Origin of the sequence: Actinoplanes palleronii (assembly GCF_016862315.1) — a bacterium.
Taxonomy (GTDB): Bacteria; Actinomycetota; Actinomycetes; order Mycobacteriales; family Micromonosporaceae; genus Actinoplanes; species Actinoplanes palleronii.
In genome coordinates, this window is sequence record NZ_BOMS01000093.1 from 118,063 (window position 1) to 139,717 (window position 21,655).

Below are 21,655 nucleotides of genomic sequence, written 5' to 3' on the forward strand. Positions count from 1 at the left end.
CCGCTACCGGGACGCGCGCTGGTTGTACTTGCGTTTGGCCCACACGTACGACAGCAGCGAGATCCCCACGCACCACACCAGGGCGATGACCGCGCTGTTCCCGATCCCCGTGCCCAGCAGCAAGCCGCGCAGGGTTTCGATCACCGGGGTGAACGGCTGGTAGTCGGCGAACGCCCGCAACCCCGACGGCATCGACTCGGTCGGCACGAAACCGCTGCCCAGGAACGGCAGCAGGCTCAGGAACATCGGCGTGTTGCTGGCCGTCTCCACACTGTCGGCGGCCATCCCGAGCGCCACCGCGAGCCAGGTCAGCGCGAACGCGGTCGCCGCCAGCACTCCGATCACCGCGAGCCACTCCAGCGGCGTGGCGTTCGGCCGGAACCCGATCAGCAGCGCGATGCCCAGCACCACACCCAGGGCCAGGAAGATCTGCACCAGGCTGCCGAGCACGTGGCCGGTCAGCAGCGCGGCCCGGGCGATGTCCATGCTGCGGAACCGGTCGACGATGCCCTCGGTCATGTCCATCGCCACCGAGATCGCGGTGCCGGCCACCGCACCGGCCACGGTGAACAGCAGGATGCCCGGGGTCAGGTAGTTCACGTACTCCTGGCGGCCACCACCGAGGCCGGCGCCGAGCGTGCCGCCGAAGACGTACACGAAGAGCAGCAGGAAGATCACCGGCAGGCCGATCAGCATCCCGGTCAGCGACGGATACCGCTTCAGGTGCAGCAACTGCCGGTGGAACATGGTCCGGGAATCGGTGAGGGTGTGCGCCAGGGTCGTCATCGGATCTCCTCGGAAGCGATATCGGAAGCGGTCGCGGGCGCGCCGGTGAAGGCGAAGAACACGTCGTCCAGGTCCGGGGTGTGCACCGCCAGGTGCTCCGGCTGGACGTGGACGGCGTCGAGCGCGGCCAGCACGGCGCGCAGCGACGCGACACCGCCGTCGCTGGGCACCTGCAGGGTCAGCGCGGCGTCGTCACGCTGCGCGGTGTCCAGCACCGCGGCCGCCGTGCGCAGGGTGGCCGGGTCGGCGAAACGCAGCAGCAGGTGCCCGCCGGGGATCCGGCGTTTGAGCTCGTCGGGGGTGCCCTCGGCGACGATCCGGCCCTGGTCGAGCACGGCGATCCGGTCGGCCAGCTCGTCCGCCTCGTCGAGATACTGCGTGGTGAGGAAGACCGTGACGCCCTCGGCGACCAGCTCGCGGACGATCCGCCACATCTCGTGCCGGCTGCGCGGGTCGAGGCCGGTGGTCGGCTCGTCCAGGAAGATCAGCCGCGGGTCGCCGACCAGGGTCATCGCCAGGTCGACCCGGCGCTGCTGACCGCCGGAGAGCACCGACACCGGCTTGCCGGCCGACTCACCGAGGTCGAAACGCTCGATCAACCCGTCCACCCGGCTGCGGCCTTCGGCACGGCCCAGCCGGTTCAGGTCCGCCATCAACCGCAAATTCTCCCGTACGGTCAGCAGCCGGTCGACGGCCGCGAACTGGCCGGTCAGGCCGATCGCCGCGCGGACGGCGTCGGGTTCCCGCGTCAGGTCGTGCCCGGCGACGTGGATCGAGCCGCCGTCCGCCGCGAGCAGAGTGGCGAGGATCCGCACCATTGTCGTCTTGCCGGCGCCGTTCGGGCCGAGCAGCGCGAACACCGTGCCCTCGGTGACGGTCAGGTCGATGCCGTCGAGCACCACCTTCGTACCGAAGCTCTTGCGCAGACCGGCCACCGAGACGGCGGGCCGGGTCGTGAGTATCGCGGTCATGCGTGCCTCCTGGCGTCGTGCGGGCAGGGGCCATCGCCGGCCGGGACACGAGCGCCCCGGCCGGGGACGGTGGTTCAGATCAGGAGCGGCGGATCAGGAGCGGCGGATCAGGATGTCGCCGAACATGGTGCGGGCGCGCACCTCGGCCTGCTCGTCGGTCGCGGCCGGGCCGTCGGCGGCGGTCATCTCGTTGCGGACCTTGCCGAACTGGGTGTGCACGTCGAGGCGGGCCGCGGTGCCGCTGCGGATGCCGATGTCGATGCGGCCGGCCGCGGTGCGCAGCGTCGCCGAGCCGCGGACCAGCTCGCGGACGCTGATGTCGCCGTTGGCGGTGTTCGCGGTCATCGAGGCGTCGGCGTGCCCGGCCTCGATGTCGCCGTTGGCCGAGTTGATCCGCAGCTCGCTGCCGGCGTGGCCGACCCAGGTCTCGCCGTTGCCGTTCTTGAGCACGGCCGTGCCGGCGACCGAGCCCACCCGCAGCTTGCCGGACCCGGTGGTCAGATTGGCGTCGCCGGTGACGGTCTCCGCGGTGACCAGCCCGATCCCGGTCGTCGCGGTCAGGCCGGCGGCCTGCTCGACCTGCAGGTCACCGGCGCCGCTGCGCAGTTTGCCGACGCCCAGCACCCCGGTGCAGCGGATCGCGCCGGCGCCCAGCGTGGCGTCCAGGTCGGAGCCGGCCGGCACCTCGATGACCACGTCGACGACGCCGACCTTGCCGAACATGCCGAGGCCGGGATGGCGGGCGCCGCGCACGGTCAGGGTGCCGTTGACGAACTCGACGCGGGTCTGCTCGGTGGCCCGCACGTCCCGGTCGGTGCCGGCGTGACCCGGGCTGACCTGCACGACGGTGTCCAGCCGGTCGCTCGCGATCACCCGCAGGTCACCGGCGATGAGGTTGACCGCGACGGCGATCGGTCCGGGGGTGTCGAAGGAAGGCATGGTGCTCTCCGCTCTGCTCGGGGTCAGCTTTGTTCGGGGAGTCAGCGGACCCAGCCGGTGTAGCGCTGCGCGCCACCGGACGGGGTCACGGTCGGTGCGGCGGGACGGGCGGTCTCACCGTCGGCCGCGGCGGCCGCGGCCCGGATCAGCCAGGTGTTGATCGAGACACCGGCACGGGCGGCGGACTGCTCGACCCGGCTCTTCAGGTGCTCCGGGAGGCGCAGACTGATCCGCACGGTCGCCTCGTCCTCCCCCGGCGCCGGCGTGGCCGCCGGGGACGGGTCGGGCGGCGGCGGGACGGCCGCGTGATCGGTCCACAGGTCGGCGGGGGCCGGCGTCACCACGAAGCTGGGCTCGCGGTTGCGCAGCCGCAGGTCGACCGAGCCGGGCGCGAGATCACGGGTGATCTCGGCGGCCGCCTCGGACAGGGCGTCCAGCAGGGCGAGCCGGGTCGCGGACTCGAGCGGCGCGGTGAGCCGCTCGGCCAGCTCCCGGGCATCCTCGCCGCCGGCCGCGGCCGCGAGCGCGAGCTCGTGACGCAGGGCGTCGATGTAGGGGCGCAGTTCCATGACGCCACTATGGCATCACCGTGATGCCACGCGCAACCACTATGGCATCACCGCGGCGCCCCGAGTCGAGATCGGGGCCGGAGTGGTGGCTTCCCCTGATGTCCTGAGTGGACCTTCACGGGCACGCTCGCCGGATGAACAAGCGAAGAAGGTCGATGCGCGCTGCGATCGCGCTGGTGCTGGGCCTGGTGACCACGATCGGCGTCGCGGGCCGGGCTCAGGGCGCCGCGCCGCAGCTCCCCGCGCTGGACCCCGCCCTGCTGGGACGGGCCGTCGCCGGGCTGCCGAACCCGGTGGTGACCGGCGCGCAGCTCACCGTCAGCGGCTCGGCCGGGCAGTGGTCCGGCCGGGCGGGCGTCGCGGACGTCACCACCGGCGCGCCGATGCCGGCCGGCGGGCGGTTCCGGATCGCCAGCGTGACCAAGGCGTTCACCGCCGTGATCGCCCTGCAGCTCGTCGCCGAGCACCGCCTCGACCTGCGGCAGAGCGTGCAGCACTACCTGCCCGGGGTTCTGCCCGGCTCCTATCCGCCGATCACTGTCGGTCAGCTGCTCGACCACACCAGCGGGCTGCCGTTCTCGCTGGTCGACGCTCAGAACGCGGATCCGGCGTGGGTGGTGGCGCACCGGTTCGACTACTGGACGCCCGCGCAGGTGGTCGCCTCGGCCGTCGCGCAGCCCCTGGCGTTCGCACCCGGGACCGAGCAGCGCTACAACGGCGTGAACTACTTCCTCACCGGCTTGATCATCGAGAAGGTCGGCGGACATTCGTACGCTGAGGAATTGGATCGTCGGATTGTGAAGCCGCTGGGTTTGCGCGCGACGAGCCTGCCGGCGCCCGGGGAGACCCGCATCCCGGGACCACACGCGCACGGGTACGTGACGGTGGGCGGCGCGCTGGTGGACGTCACGGAGCAGAGCGCGTGGGGGTGGGCGGAGAGCGGGATCATCTCCAGCACCGCCGACCTGACCCGGTTCCTGTCGGCGCTGCTGGGCGGCAGGCTGCTGCCCCGGGCGCAGCTCGCGCCGATGCTGACCTTGCCGGACGTGCCCTACCCCGGTGGCGGCACCTGCCGGCTCGGGCCGCATCCCGGGCAGGCCTGTTTCAGCGCGGGGCTGCAGGCCACGACGTTCCCGGACGGGGTCACGGTGTGGGGCAAGAGCGGCGCGGTGCCCGGCTACACGACCGGGGTGTTCGCCACGGCGGACCTGGCACGGGTGATGGCGTCGAGCCTGAACCCGACCGGCAACCGGGACGGCAGCGAGGCCCGGTACGTCCAGAACATCGCCGCGGCCGCCTTCGACCCGTCACTGTTCGCTGATTGATCCGGGTGCCGCCACGATCCGTTACCCGTGGGTGAACGGGCGGCACGCCGCCCACGGAGGGAGAACCGGTGCGCGAAGGCAGACATCTGTGGGCGATCGGCGGCGCGGTCGTGATGTCCCTGGCCGGCTGCGCGCCGGCCGTACCCACCGCCGGTCAGCCGCAGCGCACGACGACCGGGCCGGCTCGCACCGCGCCGGCGACCGGGCCGGCCGGCAGCGCCGACTGCACCCGGGCCACCAGGGTCGCGATCGTGGAGAAGCCCTCCGGCTACGCGTTCAGTCCCACCGGGCTCACCATCCAGCGCGGAGCGTTCCTCGCCGTCACCAACAAGACCGATACGGCGCGTCCGCTGCGGACCGCACCGGACGCCGGGATGGTCACCAGCGTCATCGGCCTCGAGGAACGCCAGGTCATCCAGTTCCCCGAGGCCGGGACGTTCACGGTACGGACCGGGGGCGCCCAGCTGCGCCTGACCGTCGCCGGGGAGAGCGGCTGCGGCGCCCCCGAGCCGTCGCTGACCATCACCGACGCCGGCGCGTTCCGACCGGCGACGGCCACCGTCACGGCCACCGAGAACTTCGCCGTGGTCAACCGGTCCGGCGCCGCGCAGACCCTGGTCTGCACGCCCGGCAGCGCCAAGGACCACACCCGGCTCGACGCCGGCGAGACCCAGATCCTCGCCCTCGACGAGCCGGGCCGCTACCGCTGCGTCAGCGCCCAGCACCCCACCGCGAAAGTCACGATCACCGTGACCGACTGACCAGCTGCTTGCGCAGCCAGTGGAAGCTCTCCCGCGGGGTGCGGTCCCCGGTCGGGTAGTCGACGTGCACCAGGCCGAAGCGCGGCGCGTACCCGCGCGCCCACTCGAAGTTGTCGATCAGCGACCAGTAGAAGTAGCCGCGCAGGTCGACGGGGGCGTCCGCGGCGGCCCGGGCGGCGGCGGCCAGGTGCTCGGCGATGAACCGGATCCGGTCCGGGTCCGGTCCCTGGTCGTCGGTCAGCTGGGCGATGCCGTTCTCGGTCACGTAGACCGGCGGCAGATCGGGGTAGCGGCTCGCCAGCCCGGTCAGCGTGTCGTAGAGCCCGTGCGGCTCGATCGGCCAGCCCAGGGCGGTGACCGGGACCCCGGCGCGCGGCACCGAGCGCACACCGATGTCGCAGGCGCTGCGCAGGGCCGCGTCGGGCTGGTCGTACGGCGCGTCGGCGGCGTGGATCCGGTAGTAGTAGTTGACGCCGAGGAAGTCCAGCGGGGCGCCGATCACCTGCAGATCCCCGTCCTGCCGGAACGACAGGTCGCTGACGCCGGCGTAGAGCCGCTCGAAACCCTCCGGGTACGCGCCGCCGAGCACCGGGTCGGTGAACTGCCGGTTGAGCAGCAGATCCATCCGGTCCGCGGCCGCCCGGTCCACCGGCGCGTCACTGACCGGTACGGCCGGCGACAGGTTGAGCGTGATGCCGACCCGGGCGCCGGGGCACGCGGCCCGCAGCGCCGTGACCGCCCGGCCGTGCCCGAGCAGCAGGTGGTGCGCGGCCGCGAGCGCACCGTGTCCCTCGATGGCGCCCGGCGCGTGCCGGCCCTCGGCGTATCCCACGATCGACGAGCAGTACGGCTCGTTGAGGGTGATCCAGTCCTGGACCCGGTCACCGAGGCGGCCGGCGACCACGGCGGCGTAGTCGGCGAAGTGGTCGGCGGTGTCGCGCGCCCGCCAGCCACCGGCGTCCTCGAGCGCTTGCGGCAGGTCCCAGTGGTAGAGGGTGACGAACGGCCGGATGCCCCGCTCGCACAGCCCGTCGACGAGCCGGTCGTAGTAGTCGAGCCCGGCCCGGTTCACCGCGCCGGCGCCGGTCGGCAGCACGCGGGGCCAGGCGATCGAGAACCGGTACGCGTCCACGCCCAGGTCGTCGAGCAGCTGCACGTCGTCGCGCCAGCGGTGGTAGCTGTCGCAGGCCACCGCGCCGGAGGCGCCCCCGGCGACGGCGCCCGGGCGGCGGCAGAACGTGTCCCAGATCGACGGGCCGCGACCGTCCTCGGCCGCCGCTCCCTCGATCTGGTACGCCGCCGTGGCGGTCCCCCAGACGAATCCGGCCGGCATCTGCGGCAACTCCTGCGGCGTGGTCATCCTTTGATGGCTCCTTGCATGATGCCGCCGACGATCTGCCGGCCGAGGACCATGAAGATCACCAGGATCGGCAGGGTGGCGAGCAGTGTTCCGGTCAGGGTGAGCGTGTAGTCGGTGGTGTAGCCGCTGGCCAGCGAGGAGAGCGCGACCTGGACCGTGGCGTTGTTCTGCAGCACGACCAGCGGCCAGAAGAAGTCGTTCCAGGCCTGCATGAAGGTGAACAGGCCGAGGACCGCCGCGGCGGGCCGGGCGGCCGGCAGCACCACGTGCCAGTAGAGGCCGAACGTGCCGCAGCCGTCCATCCGGCCGGCCTCCAGCAGCTCGTCGGGCACCGCGCGGCCCAGATACTGGGTCATGAAGAAGACGCCGAACGCGGTGACCAGCCCTGGCACGATCACGGCGGCCAGCCGGTCGGTCCAGCCGATCTTCGACATCAGCAGGTAGAGCGGGATGATGCCGAGCTGCTGCGGCACCATCGACGTGGCGATGGCCAGCACCAGCAGCGGTTTACGGCCGCGGAAGCGCAGCTTGGCGAAGGCGAACCCGGCCAGGGTGGAGAAGAACACCACCGAGATCGTGATCGACCCGCTGACGATCAGCGAGTTCATCAGGGCCCTGGCGAAGTCGGTGGAGTCGAAGACCCGGGCGATGTTGTCGAACAGGTGACCGCCGGGGATCAGGACCGGTGGCACCTGGGCGACGGCCTCGCTGGTCTGCGACGACACGACGAACGACCAGTAGAGCGGGAAGACCGAGCCGGCCACGACGGCGAGCAGCGCGGCGTAGGTCCAGACCGAGCCACGGCGCGGGTAGCCGAAACCGCGGCGGCGGCGGCGGGCCGGTCGCGGCGGGCCCGGCGCCGGGGCGCGGGTGGACGGCGGGTGGGCAAGAGCGGTCACGGCGGCTCACTCCTCGTCGGCGATGCGCCGGGTCAGCAGGAAGTTGGCGATCGCGAAGACCGCGATGATCAGGCACAGGGTCCAGGCGATCGCGGAGGCGTAGCCGAACCGGAACTCGCGGAACCCCTGCTCGTACAGGAAAAGGGCGGCGGTCTGGAACTGCCGGTCGGATCCGCCGGTGGGGGTCGAGGTGCCCGCGAACAGCAGCGGCTCCGCCATGATCTGCAGGCCGCCGATCGTCGAGATCACCGTGGTGAAGATGATCGTCGGACGCAGCTGAGGGACGGTGATCCGCCAGAACTGCTGCCCCGACGACGCGCCGTCGAGCTCGGCGGCCTCGTACATGTCGTGCGGGATCGCCTGCATCGAGGCCAGGTAGATCAGCGCGTTGTACCCGGTCCAGCGCCAGGCCACGATGATCGAGATGGCCAGGTGCGAGCTCCAGGTGTCGGCCTGCCAGTCGATCGGGCCGATGCCGGCCAGCCCGAGCAGCCAGTTGACCATCCCGAAGTCCCGGCCGAACAGCTGGGTGAAGACGATCGTCACGGCCACGATGGACGTGATGTTGGGCAGCAGCACGCCCATCCGCAGGCTGGTGCGGGCGCGCAGCCGGTGGTTGAGCAGGTGGGCGATCCACAGTGCGGCGAGCAACTGCGGCACGGTGGACAGCACCCAGATGCTCAGTGTGTTGCCCAGGGCGTTCCAGAAGTACGGGTCGTGCAGCATCTCGCGGTAGTTCGCCAGGCCGACCCACTGGTGTGCTCCGCCGTCGAGCAGGTTCCAGTCGTTGAACGACACGTACCCGGTGTAGAGCAGCGGGAACAGCCCGAACACGCCGAACAGCAGGAAGAACGGCGTGATGTAGAGGTACGGCGAGCCCTTGGTGTCCAGCTTGTTAAGGGCGGCTCGCCGGGAGCTCAGCACGGTGATGGCCATCGTCGATCCTTCGTCGCCGGGGCGGCCGGCGGTCCGCTGACCGCCGGCCGGAGGGGTGGGCTACCGGGCGAGACGTTTGACGTCGCTGACCGTCTGCTGCCAGGACTCCTCGGAGTTCTGCTTGCCCTGCTCGACCCGGCTGAGGCCGTCGCGGACGGTGGTCTGGATGTCACCGGCGCGCGGGCCCTGGTACTGCGGCTCGAGCTGCTTGGCGGCGGTGGTGAAGATCTTGCCGACCGGGGCGTCGTTGAAGAACGGGTCCTTGAGCGCGGCGATCTCCGGCTTGTCGTAGAGCGCCGGGATCGACGGCAGCAGACCGGCCGAGGTGAAGACCCGGGCCTGCTGTTCCGGAGCGGTCAGCCAGGCGGCGAGTTCCTTGGCCTCGGCGACGTGCTTGCCCTGCTTCGGGATGGTCAGGTACGAACCGCCCCAGTTGCCGCCACCACCGGGCACCGCCGCGACGTCCCACTTGCCGGCGAACGCCTTGGCCTGGTCCTTGATCTTCGCCATCATCCAGGCGGGGCAGGCGATCGTGGCGAACTGGCCCTTGGCGAAGCCGTTGTTCCACTCCGGCGAGCTCTCGATCAGCTTGGCCGACAGGCCGGCCTGGATCGCCGCCACCACCTGGTCCCACGCCTTGCGCACCTCGGGGTTGGTGTCGACCACGATGGTGTTGTCCTGGTTGTAGAAGCCCACCGGCGCCTGGCCGATCACGGCGTTGTAGAGCGCGCCGCCGCCGTCGAAGAACGCGGTGCCCTTCGGCGCCTTCGCGGCGAACTGCTTGCCGAGCTCGATGTACTTGTCCCAGCCGCCGGCCCACGCGGCGGAGACCTGGTCGCGGTCGGCGGGCAGGCCGGCCTGCTGGAACAGGTCCCGGCGGTAGCAGATGGCCAGGCCGCCGACGTCGGTGCCGTACCCGATCTGCTTGCCGTCCTTGGTCAGCGACGCCTGCCATTTCCAGGGCAGGTACTGCGACGCGCGGTCCTGGCCCAGGTCGGTGAACTGGTTGCCGACCTCGCGCATCTGGGCGATGAACCCGGTGTCGACCGCTTCGATGTCCGCGGCGCCGGCGTTGGTGGCCAGGTGGGTGGCCAGGTCCCGGTGGTGCGCGTTGTAGTCGGCGGTCTGTTCTTTGATCGTGATGTTCGGGTGGGCCTGCTGGTACTGCTGGTAGAGCTCCTGGTAGCCGAAGTTGCCGAACAGGCTGACGTTCAGGGTGACCTTGCCGCCGGCGCTGCCGGAGTCACCTCCGGAGCCGCAGGCGGTCAGCACCAGGGTGGCGGCCGTAGCCGCCGCGGCGAGGCGCGCCAATCGGGACAAGCGCATGTCAAGGGGTCCTTTCAATCGGTGTAACCGGTTTCATGAAACCGGTTACACGATGAACAGGCGGAACATGAGATGAGCTGTAGTACGCGAGAGCCCCGGCGGGGTGCGGCCGGAAGACATCAGACGGAGCGGGGTGCGCTCCTTGAGCCAAGAGTTTGCCGTCATCGATCCCCGCTATGTCAAGTCACGGAAACGTAACGAGATCGACGGCGTTGACCGCGGCGACACACGGCTGTTACGGTGATGAAACCGGTTACATAAAGGACGTTCGCCGTGTCCAGCATCAGGGAATTGGCACGCCGGTGCGGCGTCTCCGTCGCCACCGTGTCCCGGGTCTTCAACACACCGGAGGTGGTCAGCCAGCACACCCGGCAACACGTGCTCGCCATGGCCGCCGAGATCGGCTACCTGCCGAACGAGTCGGCCCGCACCCTGGCGACCAAGAAGTCCAACATGGTCGGCCTGGTCTGGGACACCGACCACCGTCGCCCCGGCTGGCGGCACCCGTTCCTGCAGGACATCCTGGTCGCGCTCAAGAGCGCACTGAGCGCACAGGGCCTGCACCTGCTGATGCTCGCCCCCGACCAGTCCCCCGGCCTGCCCGGCGACCAGCGCTTCCTGCGCGCGGTGCAGCGCCACAACGTCGACGGCGTGGTGGTCATCGACAACGGCAGCCGCGACCCGGCGGTGCTCGCCCTGGTCGACGCCCCGGTGCCCTGCGTCGCCCTCGACCTGCGATTCACCGGGCCGACCTGCACCTACATCACGTCGGACAACGCCGGCGGCGGACGCCTGGCCGCCGACCACCTGATCGAACGCGGTCACCGGCGTATCGCCACCATCACCGGCCCGCTGCCGGCCTGGCCGGCCGCCCAGCGACTGGCCGGCTTCCGGGCCGGGCTGGCCGCGGCGAACCTGCCGCTCGCCGAGACCGCCATCGCCGGCGGCGACTGGTACCTCGACAGCGGCTACACCGCGATGAACCAGCTGCTCACCCGTGAGCCCCGGCCGACCGCGGTGTTCGCCGCCGGCGACGAGATGGCCCTCGGCGCCATGCGGGCGATCCACGAGGCCGGGCTGCGTATCCCCGGTGACATCGCCCTGGTCGGCTTCGACGACATCGAGGTGGCGGCGCTGGTCCCGCCCGGGCTCACCACGATCGCCCAGGACAAGACCGGCATCGGTACGGCGGCCGCGGAGGCGATGGTGGCCATGCTGCTGGATCCGGCCACACCACCGGAGCCGATCACCCTGCCCACCACGCTGGTGATCCGCGGCTCCACCTGACCGGGCACCGGGTACGGCCGTGGCCCGGCCCACCCTCGCAGGGGCGGACCGGGCCACGGCTCACCGGGCGACGATCAGGGCAGGTCGATGGGGCGCAGCACCCGGTCGATGCCGTGCGCGATCTGCCGATTGCCCTTGTTGATGTCGACCTTGTTCACCCGCGGGTTGCGGTCACTGCGGTCGGCGTCGATCAACATGATCCGCTTGTGCCGGCCATGGCCGTACACATCGACCTTGATCTTGCCGCCCGCGGCGGTCGTCAGACGGACGCCGTCGGCCTTGAGCGCCGCCTTGCCGGTGATCCGGGCGCCGGGGACGACGTGGTAGAGCAGGACCGCCTCGACCGTGTCGATACCGAGCCCGGCCACGGCGGTGAACGCCTTCTTCTCACTCGGCAGGCGCTTGGTGTGCTTGATGTCCGCGACCAGCCGCTCGAACGCGAGGTCGTTGGGCAGGAACGCGGTCAGCGGCTTGGTGCCGTCGGCGAGCACACCGACCGGGCTGGCCGGCTTGGCCTTGAGCACCGCCTGCACCGCGGCGGTCAGGATGTCGTAGTCATGGCCGTTGCGGTCGAAGCCGACCTTGCCCGCGGTCAGCACGGCTGCCAGGGACTTGGTCTTGAGCGGCTTGCCGTGCGCGGAGGCCGGCGCGGCCACGAGCGCGGAGGCGACGATCGCAGCGGTCGCCACGACCGTGGCCCGCTTGCCGAGTCGGGTGAGGTTCATCCTCATGGGTCCTCTCGAAGTGCGAAGGGTGGTGGCTCGGTGGTGCCATCACCTCGTACTTCGCTCGTCCACCCGTCGGCGGATGCACCTGACCGGTCACTTTCTAACCGGTGAGGCGGGCCAGCGAGCTGATCATGCGGTCGGCGATGTCGGCGGGGAACGGGAAACCCGGGGCGACGGTCCGCTGGTGCGCCAGGCCGTGCAGGCCCAGCCAGAGGGCGATCGTGTCGGCGGTGGTGTCGGTGCTCGTCGAGTGGCCGGCCGCCACGCAGCCGTCCAGCGCGGTGACCAGCACGGCGAGGGCGTCCTGCCCCAACGCGGTGGCCTCGGTCGCGGAGACCGTCGCGCCGTCGACGGCGTCACCGGCGTTCCACAGTCCACCGAACATCACGCGGTAACGCTGCGGACGGGTGGCGGCGAAGTCCAGATACGCCGCACAGGCCGCTCGCAGCCGGGTCACCGCTTCGTCCGCACCGATGGCGGCGCGCAGCGTGTCGGTCAGTTCGGTGAAAGCGTCCTGGACCACCGCGAGCAGGATCGTCTGCCGGTCGGGGAAATGTGCGTAGATCGAGGGGGCGGCGATCCCGATCCGCCGGGCCACCGCGCGCAGGGTGACGGCCTGCTCGTTGCCGGCTTCGTCGAGCAGTTCGGCGGCGGCGGCGACGATGTCGGTGCGCAGCCGCCCGCCGTGGCCGCGGCGGTTGCGTTCACGGGGTCCGGTGGCGGCCGGGCCGGCAGTCGTACTCACAGCCGACACCTTACGGTCGCCGGCCTCGCCGTCGCGGTCACCGCGGACCGGGGACCAGCACGACCTTGCCGACGATCGTGTGCGACTCGGCCAGTTCGACCGCCTCGCGGATCCGGGTGAGCGGCATCCGGGCGGCGATCTGCGGGCGCAGGGTCCCGTCGGCCAGCAGGGAGAACACGGTGGACAGGTCCTGCCGCAGCCGCCGGCGGAACCGTCGCGGCCGCAGCAGCTTGCCGCCCCAGACGTCGAAGAACCCGGCGCGCCGGCCGTTGGGCAGGGCGTCGAGCCAGGCCAGCCGGCCGAGCAGGGCGACGAATGCCGGAATCATCGGACCGGAGTCCTTCAGCATGGCGTAGCTGACGAGCGTCCCGCCCTCGGCCAGCAGTGACCAGGACCGGGTGATGCTCTCCCCGCCGACGTGATCGAAGACGGCGTCCACCCCGGCCGGGGCGAGTTCGCGCACCCGGGTGGCCAACGCGGGATCGTGGTAGTCGACCGGCAGCACACCGAGGTCGCGCAGGGCCGCGTGATGGCGGGGCGAGGAGGTGCCGATGACCCGGACGCCGGCGTGCCGGGCGAGCTGGGTCAAGGTGGTGCCCACTCCCCCGTTGACCCCGTGGATCAGGATCGTCTGGCCGGCGCGCACCCGCGCCCGGCGGTGCAGCATCTGATAGGCGGTCAGGCCGTTGACGACCAGGGCCTCCACCTCCGCGGGGTCCAGGCCCTCCGGGACCGGCACCACGTGGGCGGCCTTCAGCAGCACCTGGGTTGCCCAGCCACCCGTCTTGGTCAGGGCCGCGATCCGCCGGCCGACCAGCGCCGCGTCCACACCCTCGCCGGCCGCGGTCACCGTGCCGACCAGGTCGTAACCGGGTACGAACGGGAACCTGGGCTGACCGGGGTAGCGCCCCAGCCGCATGGCGTGCTCGGCGAAGGAGATCCCGGTGGCTTCCACGGTCACCAGCACCTCACCTCGGGCGGGAGCGGGCAGGGCCCGCTCCCGCAGCTGGAATCCGGCCGGCTCCACCCGCCCCGGCATGACCACTTCCGTCGCGATCCGCATGACAGTCCCCTCCATCACCCATTTAAACTTACAGCCGTAAACATACGCTGTGACCTTACATATGTAAATACACGTGCCGATCCCGTGCCCGGCATCAAGTAGGCGCGAAGACTGCCGATAGGCGGGACCATGCCGACCCCCGCTTCTCCCGACCTCTCCGAAGGCCTGACCATGACCATCGACAGCTACGACGGCGCACGCACCTCGCGGCGCGGTTTCGGCGACCTGCCCACCGGCGTCAAGATCCTCAGCACGGTCGGCCTGGCCGGGGTGATCGCCCTGTCGATCGGGGTCACCGGCCTGTCGGCGCTGGCCGAGACGAGTGCGACCGCCGACAAGCTGTACAGCAGCAACGTGCGGGCCGTGGCCGGCATCGGCGACGTCCGCAATGCCGTCACCACCGCCCGGCTGAACGCCGCGAACCTGGCGCTGTCGCTCGACACCGCCGCCGCCGCCAAGCTGACCACCGCGTTCGACGAGCAGGCCACGGCGTTCACGACCGCACTGGAGGCCTACCGCACGGCCAGCTCGGCCGGGCAGGGCGCCGTGGTCGACGAGCTCGACGCGCTGTGGGCGCAGTACACCGCGGTGGTCCGGACGAAACTGATCCCGGCCGGGCTGGCGCACGACAACGCCGCCTACGACAAGATCCGCGCCGGCGACGTCGTGCCGATCATGGACAAGGTCACCACGAACATCGCGGCGCTGATCGACGCGGAGGCCAAGGACGCGGCCGCGGACGCCGCTGCCGCGCGGACCGCCTATGAGCACGACCGGACACTGGCCATCGCGCTGCTGATCGGCGGCCTGCTCGCCGCCGCGGTCGCCGCGCTGTGGGTGTCCCGGGGCATCGTGCGGTCGCTGGCCCGGGTCGAGGAGGTCTGCAAGGCGCTCGCCGAGGGCGACCTGACCCACATCGCCGGGCTGACCACGCTCGACGAGCCCGGCCGGATGGGCCGTGAACTCGACATGGCCGTCGGCCGGCTGCGCCAGACGGTCGCCACCATCAACAGTTCCGCGGTCTCGCTGGCACAGGCCACCGAGGAGATCTCGGAGAACGCCGAGAAGATCGCCGGCTCGGCCGAGCAGACGTCGCACCAGGCGCAGACGGTCGCCGACGCGGCCCACGAGGTGTCGGCCAGCGTCGACACCGTGTCGGCCGGCGGCGAGGAGATGGCCGCCGCGATCCGGGAGATCTCGCAGAACGCGGCCGAGGCGGCCCGGGTCGCGCAGGAGGCGGTCGCCGCGGCCACCGCCACCTCGATCACGGTCAACCAGCTCGGCGCGTCGTCGGCCGAGATCGGCAACGTGATCAAGGTGATCACGGCGATCGCCGCGCAGACCAACCTGCTCGCCCTGAACGCCACCATCGAGGCGGCCCGGGCCGGCGACGCGGGCAAGGGCTTCGCCGTGGTCGCCGCCGAGGTCAAGGACCTGGCCCAGGAGACCGCCAAGGCCACCGAGGAGATCTCCCAGCGGGTCGAGGCGATCCAGGCCGACACCGGCGGCGCGGTCTCCGCCATCGAGATGATCACCGAGGTGATCACGCGGATCAGTGACTTCCAGACCACCATCGCCTCGGCGGTCGAGGAGCAGACCGCGACCACCGCCGAGATGAACCGCAGCGTCAGCGAGGCGGCCGACGGCACCAGCCAGATCTCGCGCACCATCACCGGCGTGGCCGACGCGGCTCACGCCACCAGCGAGGGCGTCGCCGGCACCCGGCACGCCACCGCCGAGTTGTCCCGGATGTCGACCGAGCTGACCACCATCGTGGCCGCGTTCAGGTACTGACGCCGCCGTTTCCGTCGGTGCGGGTCACCGGCTGAAGGCGTGATAGACGGAGAGCACGATCTCGTAGAGCAGAGTCCCGGCGAACGCGGCCACGGTGCCGAACAGCATGAACACGCTGAGCATCTCGACGACCGGCCAGCCGGCATCCGACGCGGGAGCGACGGGTGCCGGCCGGACCCGTTCGACGGCCGGCGGGGTGGCCGGGACCGGCTCCGTAGCGGCCCGGCTGACCAGGTCGGCATAGCGGGGCTCGGCGAGCGGCCCGAGCCCCCGCGGGTCCTCGCCGTGCAGGCGCAGCAGGCGCAGCCGGTCGGTGGCCGAGCGATGCTTGCGGGCGAACGCCGCGACCTCGTGCGGCTCGGCGTCCTCGGTGAGGAAACCCCACCGGCCCGCCTCGGGCAGGTCGCCGGCGAGGCGGTACACGTCGGCGAGGCGGGCGCGCACCTCGAGGTCCTGCGGGTCGGTCGCGAGCAGGCCGGCCAGTCGCCGCGCGGCCAGCCGGGTGTCGCCACGGCCGGGGTCGGCGTCCACTCGCGACAGCACATCGGGTTTCGCCATGCCGCGATTGTGCCCACCCCCGTCCAGCCGCGATACGACCGATGATCGGCGGGCTGACCTGCCGGTCCGGCTGTTGCCGCCGGCCCGCCGGGCACACCAGACTCACCGGTGTGGACCCGGCGGAGCAGGCAGCGAGAAGCGCGCGAGTGGCAGCGGTGTTCGACCGGGTCGCGGACGTCTACGACACCGTGGGCGTCCCCTGGTTCACGCCGATCGCCCAGCGGCTGGTGGCTCTCGCGGCACCCGCGCGCGGCGAGCGGGTCCTCGACGCCGGGTGCGGGCGGGGCGCCGCCACGATCGCCGCGGCCGAGGCGGTCGGCGCCGACGGACACGTCACGGGTGTCGACCTGTCGCCGGGAATGGTCGAGGCGTGCCGGGCCGACATCGCCGCCCTCGGCCTGACCACCGTCGACATCCAGCTCATGGACGCCTCGGCGCCCGCGTTGCCGGCCGCCGGGTACGACCTGGTGGTGTCCTCCCTGGTGGTGTTCTTCCTGCCGGATCCGCTGGCGGCGCTGACCGCCTGGCGGGGACTCCTCGCGCCGGGCGGCCGTCTCGCGATCTCGACGTTCGGACCCCGCGATCAGGTGTGGGACGCGGTCGACGCGACGTTCCGGCCGTACCTTCCGGCCGGCATGCTCGACGCCCGCACGACCGGCGCCGCAGGCCCGTTCAGCACCGACGCCGGTGTCGAGGAGCTGGTCGGCGCCGCGGGATACACCGGCGTACGGACGGTGTCCTTCGACCTCGCGGTGACCTTCGCCGACGTGGACGAGTGGTATGCGTTCAGCCGGTCACACGGGCAGCGGGCGATGTGGGACGCCATCCCGGACGACGCCCGCGACACGGTCATAACCGCCGCCGGCCGGCACCTCGAGCAAGCCCGCGGCGCCGACGGCCGGATCCGGCTGAACCAGCAGGTGCGCTGCACCCTGGCCGCCGTGCCGTGACCCCGCGCGCGGTCAGTCCGCGGGCGGGCCGCTCGGCAGCGAGATCGCGAACGTGGTGCCCCCGTCGGCGCCCGGGCCCGCCGAGATCGCGCCGCCGTGCCCGTCGACGATCGCCTTGGTGACCGCCAGGCCCAGGCCGGTGCCCTTGATACCGGCCTCGGTGGCGTTGCTCGCCCGGAAGAACCGGCTGAACAGGTGCGGGTACTGCTCGGCCGGGATGCCGATCCCGGTGTCGCTGACCTCGATCACGATCCGGTCGCCGTCCTGCCGCGCGGCCACCGTGACCGTGCCACCGTCGGGCGTGTACTTGATCGCGTTGGAGAGCAGGTTGTCCAGGGCCTGACGCAGCCGCCCGCCGTCGGCGTGCACGGTGAGCTCGTCCGCGACCCGGTCGACGAGCCTGAGCCGTTTGACCACCGCGCTGGGCGTGTGGGTCTCGAGCACCTCGCGCAGCAGCCGGGCCGCGGCGATCGGGCGCGAGTCGATGGTCAGGTGCCCGGCGTTCAGCCGGGCCAGGTCGAGCAGGTCGTCGACGAGGGTCTGCAGGTGCAGCGTGGTGCGTTCGATGACGGTGGCGTGCCGGCGCTCGGCACCGGTCAGCGAGGTGCTGTCGACGAGCATCTCGCTGAACCCGCGGATCACCCCGACCGGGTTGCGCAGCTCGTGGATGACCAGGGCGGCGAGCTCGTCCTTCATCCGGTCCAGTTCGCGCAACTGCTCCACCTGCCGGCGTTCCTCCTCGAGCAGCAGTTCACGCTGCTCGGCGAGTTCGCGCCGGTCGTCGACGTTGGTGCTGATCCCGTCGACGAAGCGCCGGTCGTTCTCCGAACGCGCCCTGGCCCGCGTCCAGATCCACCGGGACTGGCCGTCGTAGCCGATGATCCGGCACTCCATCTCGGCCTGTCCGCCGCCGGCGAGATCCGACCGGAACCGCGCCAGGATGCCGGCGTCGTCGGGGTGGATCCGATCGGTCATCGGCGGGCCGGACGTGACCGGGGCGCCGTGGCCGAGCACGGCGGTGACGTTCGGGCTGCCGTAGACCAGCCGCACCGGCTCGCCGGCGACCGCCTCGACCGTCCACACGTAGTCGTCGACCTGCTCCACCACCCGGTTGAAGCTGCGCCGGGCCTCGGCGAGCATCAACGACATGTCCTCGGCCCAGCGCCGTTCCACGAAGCGGCCCAGGTGCGCGGCGACGGCGTCGAGCATGCCGACGGTGTCCGAGTCGTACGGTAAATCTTGGTCGGTGTAAAAAGCGAGGACGCCGAGCGTACGACGACCGGAACGCACCGGCACCCCGACCGCGACCCGGATGCCGGCCTCGGGAAGGGCCCGGCCGGAGGCCACCAGGTCGTCGGGGGTGGTCCCGGTGTTCCACCACACCTCGCCGTTGCGGGACCAGACCAGCCCGGGCAGGCCCTCGCCGAGCACGTAGCTCAGCGCCCGGTCCCCGATCAGCGTGGCGTGGTCACCGGTGAAGTGCACGCTGTGCCGTTCGATGTGCTTGCGGTCCGCGGTGACCTCCCAGTACTCGCCGTGCGCCCAGCCCAGCGAGTCGGTGATCGCGGCGACCGCCTGCACGGCGGCGGCGGTGGCGTTGGTCGCGTCGGAGAGCACCTGCGCGACTGCGTGCCGGGCCCGGCGCAGCTGCTCGGCGCGGTAGGCCTCGGTGATCTCGTGGACCGCCACGACCGCGCCGAGCCGGTGCCCGTCCGCGGTCTCGATCGGCCGCGCGTTGGAGACCAGCCGCCGCCAGCCGGCCGCCTGCTTGATCAGCAGCTGCTGGCCGCGGACGGTCTCACCGGCCAGGGCCCGGGTCAGCGGCAGCTCGTCGATCAGCTCACGGCCGTCCGGGGTGTAGATCTGGTAGTGCCGGGCGCGCTCGCGGCCGACCAGCCCGTCCGGCGGGTCGCCGACCAGCTCGCGCATCGCCCGGTTGAACAGGGTGAGCCCGCCGGCACTGTCGCAGGCCGCCACCCCGGCCTCGAGGCTGTCCAGCACCGTCTGCAGGAACGCGTTCTGGTCGTCGACGAGCTGGTGCTGGCGTTCCCGCTCGGCGGTGGCCAGCTCCCGCGCGTAGGCCAGCCGCAGCGAGATCTCCGACTCGGCGGCCCCGGCCAGGTCGCTGACCGTGCTGAGCTCGTCGGCGGTCCAGTCCCGGCGCTCGCTGTCGACCACGCAGAACGCGCCGAGCACCGCGCCGTCCGGGGACCGCAGCGGGAACCCGGCGTACGCGACGGCCTGGTACTCCTCGATCGCCGGGTTGCCCCGCAGCCGCGCGTCCATCCGGGCGTCGGCCACGATCAGCGGGGCGTCGTCCTGCACGACGTACCGGCAGTAGGAGTGCGACAGCGGGGTGTCCCGCTCGCCCTCCACGGCGCCGTCGATCCCGTGCGCGCTGACCGACCGCTGCCACTCGTCACCGACCAGCGACACGGCCGCCACGCTCACGCCGACCAGCCGCCGGGCGAGCCGGGTCAGCCGGTCGAGCGCGGCCACCGGTCCGGCGTCCAGCAGCCCGGTGGCGTGCAGGATCTCCATCCGCCCGGGGACACCCGCTGACACTCCTGGCTGCAGAAACATGGCCCCTCGATCGGCGCACCCCGGCTGCACCTGAGAGGACCGGCGAGGCGATCCGCTTGCGGTTCAACCCTTCTTCGGTACGACCAGCGAGCGACCGCCCGCAGGCCTCCCGGCCCACGTCCCGTGGTGATCTCACGCGACGCCACCCCGGGTTGAGGCCGCGACGCGCGTCCCACCCCCGGCTGGTTGTCAGGGGTGCCTCGGAGACCCGGATACACCCCTGGAAACCAGCCGGCACAGCCAGATGATCAGAAACAGCAGGCCGGTCAGGGTGAGCGGGCGCACCAGCACCGTCGCGGAATACTCCCAGGGGAGCGGGAACAGGCCGGTGCCGGTGGTGGCCACCAGGTCGGTGACCAGCGCGGTGCCGGCCAGGAGGCTGTTGACGGTCAGCAGGAGGAAGGCCATCGTGCCGGACAGGCCGAGGCCGCGCCGGGCCCCGCGCGACAGCGCCCCGCCGAGGCCGGCGCCGAGCAGCGCGAACAGCACGGACAGCACCAGCGCCGCCGGCGGCTCGGCGCGTTCGACGTAGGCCATGGCTTTCTGATTCCGGTTGCCCGACTGGACCAGCAAACGCCAGTCACCGCGCGCCGCGGTGAACTCCTGGCCGGCGGTGCCGGCCAACTCGGTGGCGCGCATCTGGCTGGTCCGCCAGCCGGCCGCCCCGATCCGCTGCGCCAGCGGTTCCAGCTCGGTGATGCCCACGTAGAAGTCGGCTTCGACTTGACATCCTCTCCGCCCTAGAGGACGGAGATTCCCTCCACGCTGCGCGTGGAACACGCCGCGTCCGGGTGGGTTACCGCTTCGCCGCGCGGTGCCGGGACGAGTCCTGGTCTTACCTGCGCTCCACGGTCGTTGAAGTCCGCCTGTCCGGCGGCCTTGATGTTCTTCGCGGCGTTGACGTCTCGGTCGTGGTGGCTGCCGCAGAGGCAGTTCCACGCTCGGACGTCGAGGGCCATCTTGTCGTTGATCCGGCCGCATTCCGAGCACATCCGGGTGGACGGGAAGAACCGGTCCACCCGGGCGAACGTGCGCCCATAACGCGCCGCCTTGTACTCCAGCATGCCGGTGAACGACGCCCAGCCCGCGTCGTGCACGGACTTGGCGAGCCTCGTGCGGCTGAGACCGACGACGCACAGGTCCTCGACGTACACCGCTTGGTTGTCGCGGATGATCGATGTCGAGAGCTTGTGCTGCCAGTCCCGCCGGGTGTCGGCCACCCGGGCATGCGCCCGCGCGACCTTCACGACGGCTTTCTTGCGGTTGGCCGAGCCCTTCTGCTTGCGGGAGAGTGCCTGCTGCAACCGCTTGAGTTTGCGGGCCGCGCGGCGCAGGAACTTCGGCGCGGCCACCTTCGTCCCGTCCGAGAGCACCGCGAAGTGGGTCAGGCCCAGGTCGATCCCCACCTCGGACTCGACCGGCGGCAACGTCTCGTCCTCGGCCGTGGTCACGACGAACGAGGCGAAGTACCGGCCCGCCGCGTCCCGGATCACCGTGACCGAGCTGGCCTCGGACGGCAGTACCCGCGACCATCGGACGTTCAGGTCGCCGATCTTCGGCAATCTGAGTCGGCCGTTGTCGAGGACTTTGAACCGGGCGTTCTTGGTGAAGCGGATGGCCTGCCGGTTGTCCTTGCGCGACCGGAAGCGGGGCGGGGCAGCCTTGCGGCCCTTGCGCTTGCCGGTGATCGAGGCGAAGAAGTTGCGATACGCCACATTCAGATCGGCCAGTGCCTGTTGCAGCACGACCGAGGACACCTTGCCCAGCCACGCCCGTTGCGGGGTGCCCTTGGCCTGGGTGATGACCAGCTTGGACAGGCCTGCGTCCGAGACGTACTTCTCGCCCGCCTCGCGTGCCTGCTGGCGCAGCCTGAGCCCGTCGTTGAACACCACCCGGGCACACCCGAACGACCGGGCCAGCGCCTCGCGCTGGCTGGCGTCCGGGTAGAGCCGGAAGTGGTAACGGAGCTGCACGAGACACACTTTACCCAGTTGGTTCATGGCTGATATTGAAGATATTCGCACTGGTAGACACTGTGTTTTCGCTCTGCACGCCCACTTGGTTTCGTGACGAAG

General features: G+C 71.5%; 20 protein-coding genes. 5 read left to right on the forward strand and 15 right to left on the reverse strand.

What is annotated here, in order from left to right:
• Positions 1–3: 3 nt before the first annotated feature.
• The 4 genes from Apa02nite_RS30085 to Apa02nite_RS30100 all read right to left on the reverse strand — a co-directional run bounded on the left by Apa02nite_RS30085 (position 4) and on the right by Apa02nite_RS30100 (position 3,265).
• On the reverse strand, positions 4–786 hold the full coding sequence (locus Apa02nite_RS30085) for an ABC transporter permease (RefSeq protein WP_203828022.1): 783 nt from the start codon (positions 784–786) through the stop codon (positions 4–6).
• On the reverse strand, positions 783–1,757 hold the full coding sequence (locus tag Apa02nite_RS30090) for an ATP-binding cassette domain-containing protein (protein ID WP_203828023.1): 975 nt from the start codon (positions 1,755–1,757) through the stop codon (positions 783–785). Before Apa02nite_RS30090 ends, Apa02nite_RS30085 begins: the two co-directional genes overlap by 4 nt.
• A gap of 93 nt (positions 1,758–1,850) precedes the next feature.
• Positions 1,851–2,696 (reverse strand): DUF4097 family beta strand repeat-containing protein, encoded by an 846-nt coding sequence (locus Apa02nite_RS30095; protein ID WP_203828024.1) that lies wholly within the window; start codon positions 2,694–2,696, stop codon positions 1,851–1,853.
• A gap of 41 nt (positions 2,697–2,737) precedes the next feature.
• On the reverse strand, positions 2,738–3,265 hold the full coding sequence (locus Apa02nite_RS30100) for a histidine kinase (RefSeq protein WP_067703221.1): 528 nt from the start codon (positions 3,263–3,265) through the stop codon (positions 2,738–2,740).
• 155 nt (positions 3,266–3,420) lie between these two features.
• Between Apa02nite_RS30100 and Apa02nite_RS30105 the strand changes: the two genes are divergently transcribed.
• Both Apa02nite_RS30105 and Apa02nite_RS30110 read left to right on the forward strand, forming a co-directional pair.
• Positions 3,421–4,590 (forward strand): serine hydrolase domain-containing protein, encoded by a 1,170-nt coding sequence (locus Apa02nite_RS30105; RefSeq protein WP_203828025.1) that lies wholly within the window; start codon positions 3,421–3,423, stop codon positions 4,588–4,590.
• 68 nt (positions 4,591–4,658) lie between these two features.
• A complete protein-coding gene (locus tag Apa02nite_RS30110; protein ID WP_203828026.1) occupies positions 4,659–5,351 on the forward strand; it encodes a cupredoxin domain-containing protein in 693 nt (230 codons plus the stop codon).
• Here Apa02nite_RS30110 and Apa02nite_RS30115 read toward each other — a convergent pair.
• The 4 genes from Apa02nite_RS30115 to Apa02nite_RS30130 are packed head-to-tail and all read right to left on the reverse strand — an operon-like array spanning position 5,335 to position 9,872.
• The gene (locus Apa02nite_RS30115) at positions 5,335–6,711 is read right to left on the reverse strand and encodes a GH1 family beta-glucosidase (RefSeq protein ID WP_203828027.1); all 1,377 of its coding nucleotides are present in this window, start codon (positions 6,709–6,711) and stop codon (positions 5,335–5,337) included. The genes Apa02nite_RS30110 and Apa02nite_RS30115 overlap by 17 nt on opposite strands.
• Positions 6,708–7,610 (reverse strand): carbohydrate ABC transporter permease, encoded by a 903-nt coding sequence (locus Apa02nite_RS30120; RefSeq protein ID WP_373873068.1) that lies wholly within the window; start codon positions 7,608–7,610, stop codon positions 6,708–6,710. The genes Apa02nite_RS30115 and Apa02nite_RS30120 overlap by 4 nt, the downstream gene beginning before the upstream one ends.
• 6 nt (positions 7,611–7,616) lie before the next feature.
• A complete protein-coding gene (locus Apa02nite_RS30125) occupies positions 7,617–8,546 on the reverse strand; it encodes a carbohydrate ABC transporter permease (protein ID WP_203828028.1) in 930 nt (309 codons plus the stop codon).
• A 60-nt stretch (positions 8,547–8,606) separates the two neighbouring features.
• Positions 8,607–9,872 carry an ABC transporter substrate-binding protein gene (locus Apa02nite_RS30130; RefSeq protein ID WP_203828029.1) on the reverse strand — a complete coding sequence of 422 codons (1,266 nt, stop codon included), beginning with the start codon at positions 9,870–9,872 and terminating at the stop codon, positions 8,607–8,609.
• Between the two features lie 273 nt (positions 9,873–10,145).
• Here Apa02nite_RS30130 and Apa02nite_RS30135 point away from each other — a divergent pair, with 273 nt between their 5' ends.
• On the forward strand, positions 10,146–11,159 hold the full coding sequence (locus Apa02nite_RS30135; protein ID WP_203828030.1) for a LacI family DNA-binding transcriptional regulator: 1,014 nt from the start codon (positions 10,146–10,148) through the stop codon (positions 11,157–11,159).
• 74 nt (positions 11,160–11,233) lie between these two features.
• On the opposite strand, the gene Apa02nite_RS30140 is transcribed toward Apa02nite_RS30135, so the two are convergent.
• The 3 genes from Apa02nite_RS30140 to Apa02nite_RS30150 form a co-directional block, all read right to left on the reverse strand.
• Entirely contained in the window at positions 11,234–11,884 is a 651-nt protein-coding gene (locus Apa02nite_RS30140; protein WP_067703203.1) for a fasciclin domain-containing protein, read from the reverse strand.
• Between the two features lie 103 nt (positions 11,885–11,987).
• On the reverse strand, positions 11,988–12,632 hold the full coding sequence (locus tag Apa02nite_RS30145; RefSeq protein WP_067703201.1) for a TetR/AcrR family transcriptional regulator: 645 nt from the start codon (positions 12,630–12,632) through the stop codon (positions 11,988–11,990).
• A 37-nt stretch (positions 12,633–12,669) separates the two neighbouring features.
• Positions 12,670–13,695, reverse strand: a complete 1,026-nt coding sequence (locus Apa02nite_RS30150; protein WP_239164666.1) for a medium chain dehydrogenase/reductase family protein — start codon at positions 13,693–13,695, stop codon at positions 12,670–12,672.
• Positions 13,696–13,824: 129 nt separating this feature from the next.
• On the opposite strand from Apa02nite_RS30150, the gene Apa02nite_RS30155 reads away from it, so the two are divergent.
• The gene (locus Apa02nite_RS30155) at positions 13,825–15,489 is read left to right on the forward strand and encodes a methyl-accepting chemotaxis protein (RefSeq protein WP_239164667.1); all 1,665 of its coding nucleotides are present in this window, start codon (positions 13,825–13,827) and stop codon (positions 15,487–15,489) included.
• A 24-nt stretch (positions 15,490–15,513) separates the two neighbouring features.
• On the opposite strand, the gene Apa02nite_RS30160 is transcribed toward Apa02nite_RS30155, so the two are convergent.
• Positions 15,514–16,047: a tetratricopeptide repeat protein gene (locus Apa02nite_RS30160; protein WP_203828031.1), complete on the reverse strand. Its 534-nt coding sequence runs from the start codon at positions 16,045–16,047 to the stop codon at positions 15,514–15,516.
• A gap of 41 nt (positions 16,048–16,088) precedes the next feature.
• Between Apa02nite_RS30160 and Apa02nite_RS30165 the strand changes: the two genes are divergently transcribed.
• A complete protein-coding gene (locus tag Apa02nite_RS30165) occupies positions 16,089–16,997 on the forward strand; it encodes a class I SAM-dependent methyltransferase (RefSeq protein ID WP_275412544.1) in 909 nt (302 codons plus the stop codon).
• A gap of 12 nt (positions 16,998–17,009) precedes the next feature.
• On the opposite strand, the gene Apa02nite_RS30170 is transcribed toward Apa02nite_RS30165, so the two are convergent.
• The 3 genes from Apa02nite_RS30170 to Apa02nite_RS30180 all read right to left on the reverse strand — a co-directional run bounded on the left by Apa02nite_RS30170 (position 17,010) and on the right by Apa02nite_RS30180 (position 21,553).
• A complete protein-coding gene (locus Apa02nite_RS30170; protein ID WP_203828033.1) occupies positions 17,010–19,580 on the reverse strand; it encodes a sensor histidine kinase in 2,571 nt (856 codons plus the stop codon).
• A gap of 189 nt (positions 19,581–19,769) precedes the next feature.
• Positions 19,770–20,285, reverse strand: a complete 516-nt coding sequence (locus tag Apa02nite_RS30175) for a hypothetical protein (protein WP_203828034.1) — start codon at positions 20,283–20,285, stop codon at positions 19,770–19,772.
• Positions 20,286–20,320: 35 nt separating this feature from the next.
• A complete protein-coding gene (locus Apa02nite_RS30180; protein ID WP_203828035.1) occupies positions 20,321–21,553 on the reverse strand; it encodes an RNA-guided endonuclease InsQ/TnpB family protein in 1,233 nt (410 codons plus the stop codon).
• Positions 21,554–21,655: the final 102 nt, after the last annotated feature.

Excerpts from the sequence above, each read along its gene's own strand:
- Apa02nite_RS30105 (WP_203828025.1), top strand. The coding sequence starts at position 3,421 with ATGCGCGCTGCGATCGCGCTGGTGCTGGGCCTGGTGACCACGATCGGC.
- Apa02nite_RS30125 (WP_203828028.1), bottom strand. The coding sequence starts at position 8,546 with ATGGCCATCACCGTGCTGAGCTCCCGGCGAGCCGCCCTTAACAAGCTG.
- Apa02nite_RS30170 (WP_203828033.1), bottom strand. The coding sequence starts at position 19,580 with ATGTTTCTGCAGCCAGGAGTGTCAGCGGGTGTCCCCGGGCGGATGGAG.
- Apa02nite_RS30150 (WP_239164666.1), bottom strand. The coding sequence starts at position 13,695 with ATGCGGATCGCGACGGAAGTGGTCATGCCGGGGCGGGTGGAGCCGGCC.
- Apa02nite_RS30155 (WP_239164667.1), top strand. The coding sequence starts at position 13,825 with ATGCCGACCCCCGCTTCTCCCGACCTCTCCGAAGGCCTGACCATGACC.
- Apa02nite_RS30085 (WP_203828022.1), bottom strand. The coding sequence starts at position 786 with ATGACGACCCTGGCGCACACCCTCACCGATTCCCGGACCATGTTCCAC.
- Apa02nite_RS30115 (WP_203828027.1), bottom strand. The coding sequence starts at position 6,711 with ATGACCACGCCGCAGGAGTTGCCGCAGATGCCGGCCGGATTCGTCTGG.
- Apa02nite_RS30090 (WP_203828023.1), bottom strand. The coding sequence starts at position 1,757 with ATGACCGCGATACTCACGACCCGGCCCGCCGTCTCGGTGGCCGGTCTG.
- Apa02nite_RS30130 (WP_203828029.1), bottom strand. The coding sequence starts at position 9,872 with ATGCGCTTGTCCCGATTGGCGCGCCTCGCCGCGGCGGCTACGGCCGCC.
- Apa02nite_RS30095 (WP_203828024.1), bottom strand. The coding sequence starts at position 2,696 with ATGCCTTCCTTCGACACCCCCGGACCGATCGCCGTCGCGGTCAACCTC.
- Apa02nite_RS30140 (WP_067703203.1), bottom strand. The coding sequence starts at position 11,884 with ATGAACCTCACCCGACTCGGCAAGCGGGCCACGGTCGTGGCGACCGCT.
- Apa02nite_RS30165 (WP_275412544.1), top strand. The coding sequence starts at position 16,089 with ATGATCGGCGGGCTGACCTGCCGGTCCGGCTGTTGCCGCCGGCCCGCC.
- Apa02nite_RS30160 (WP_203828031.1), bottom strand. The coding sequence starts at position 16,047 with ATGGCGAAACCCGATGTGCTGTCGCGAGTGGACGCCGACCCCGGCCGT.
- Apa02nite_RS30100 (WP_067703221.1), bottom strand. The coding sequence starts at position 3,265 with ATGGAACTGCGCCCCTACATCGACGCCCTGCGTCACGAGCTCGCGCTC.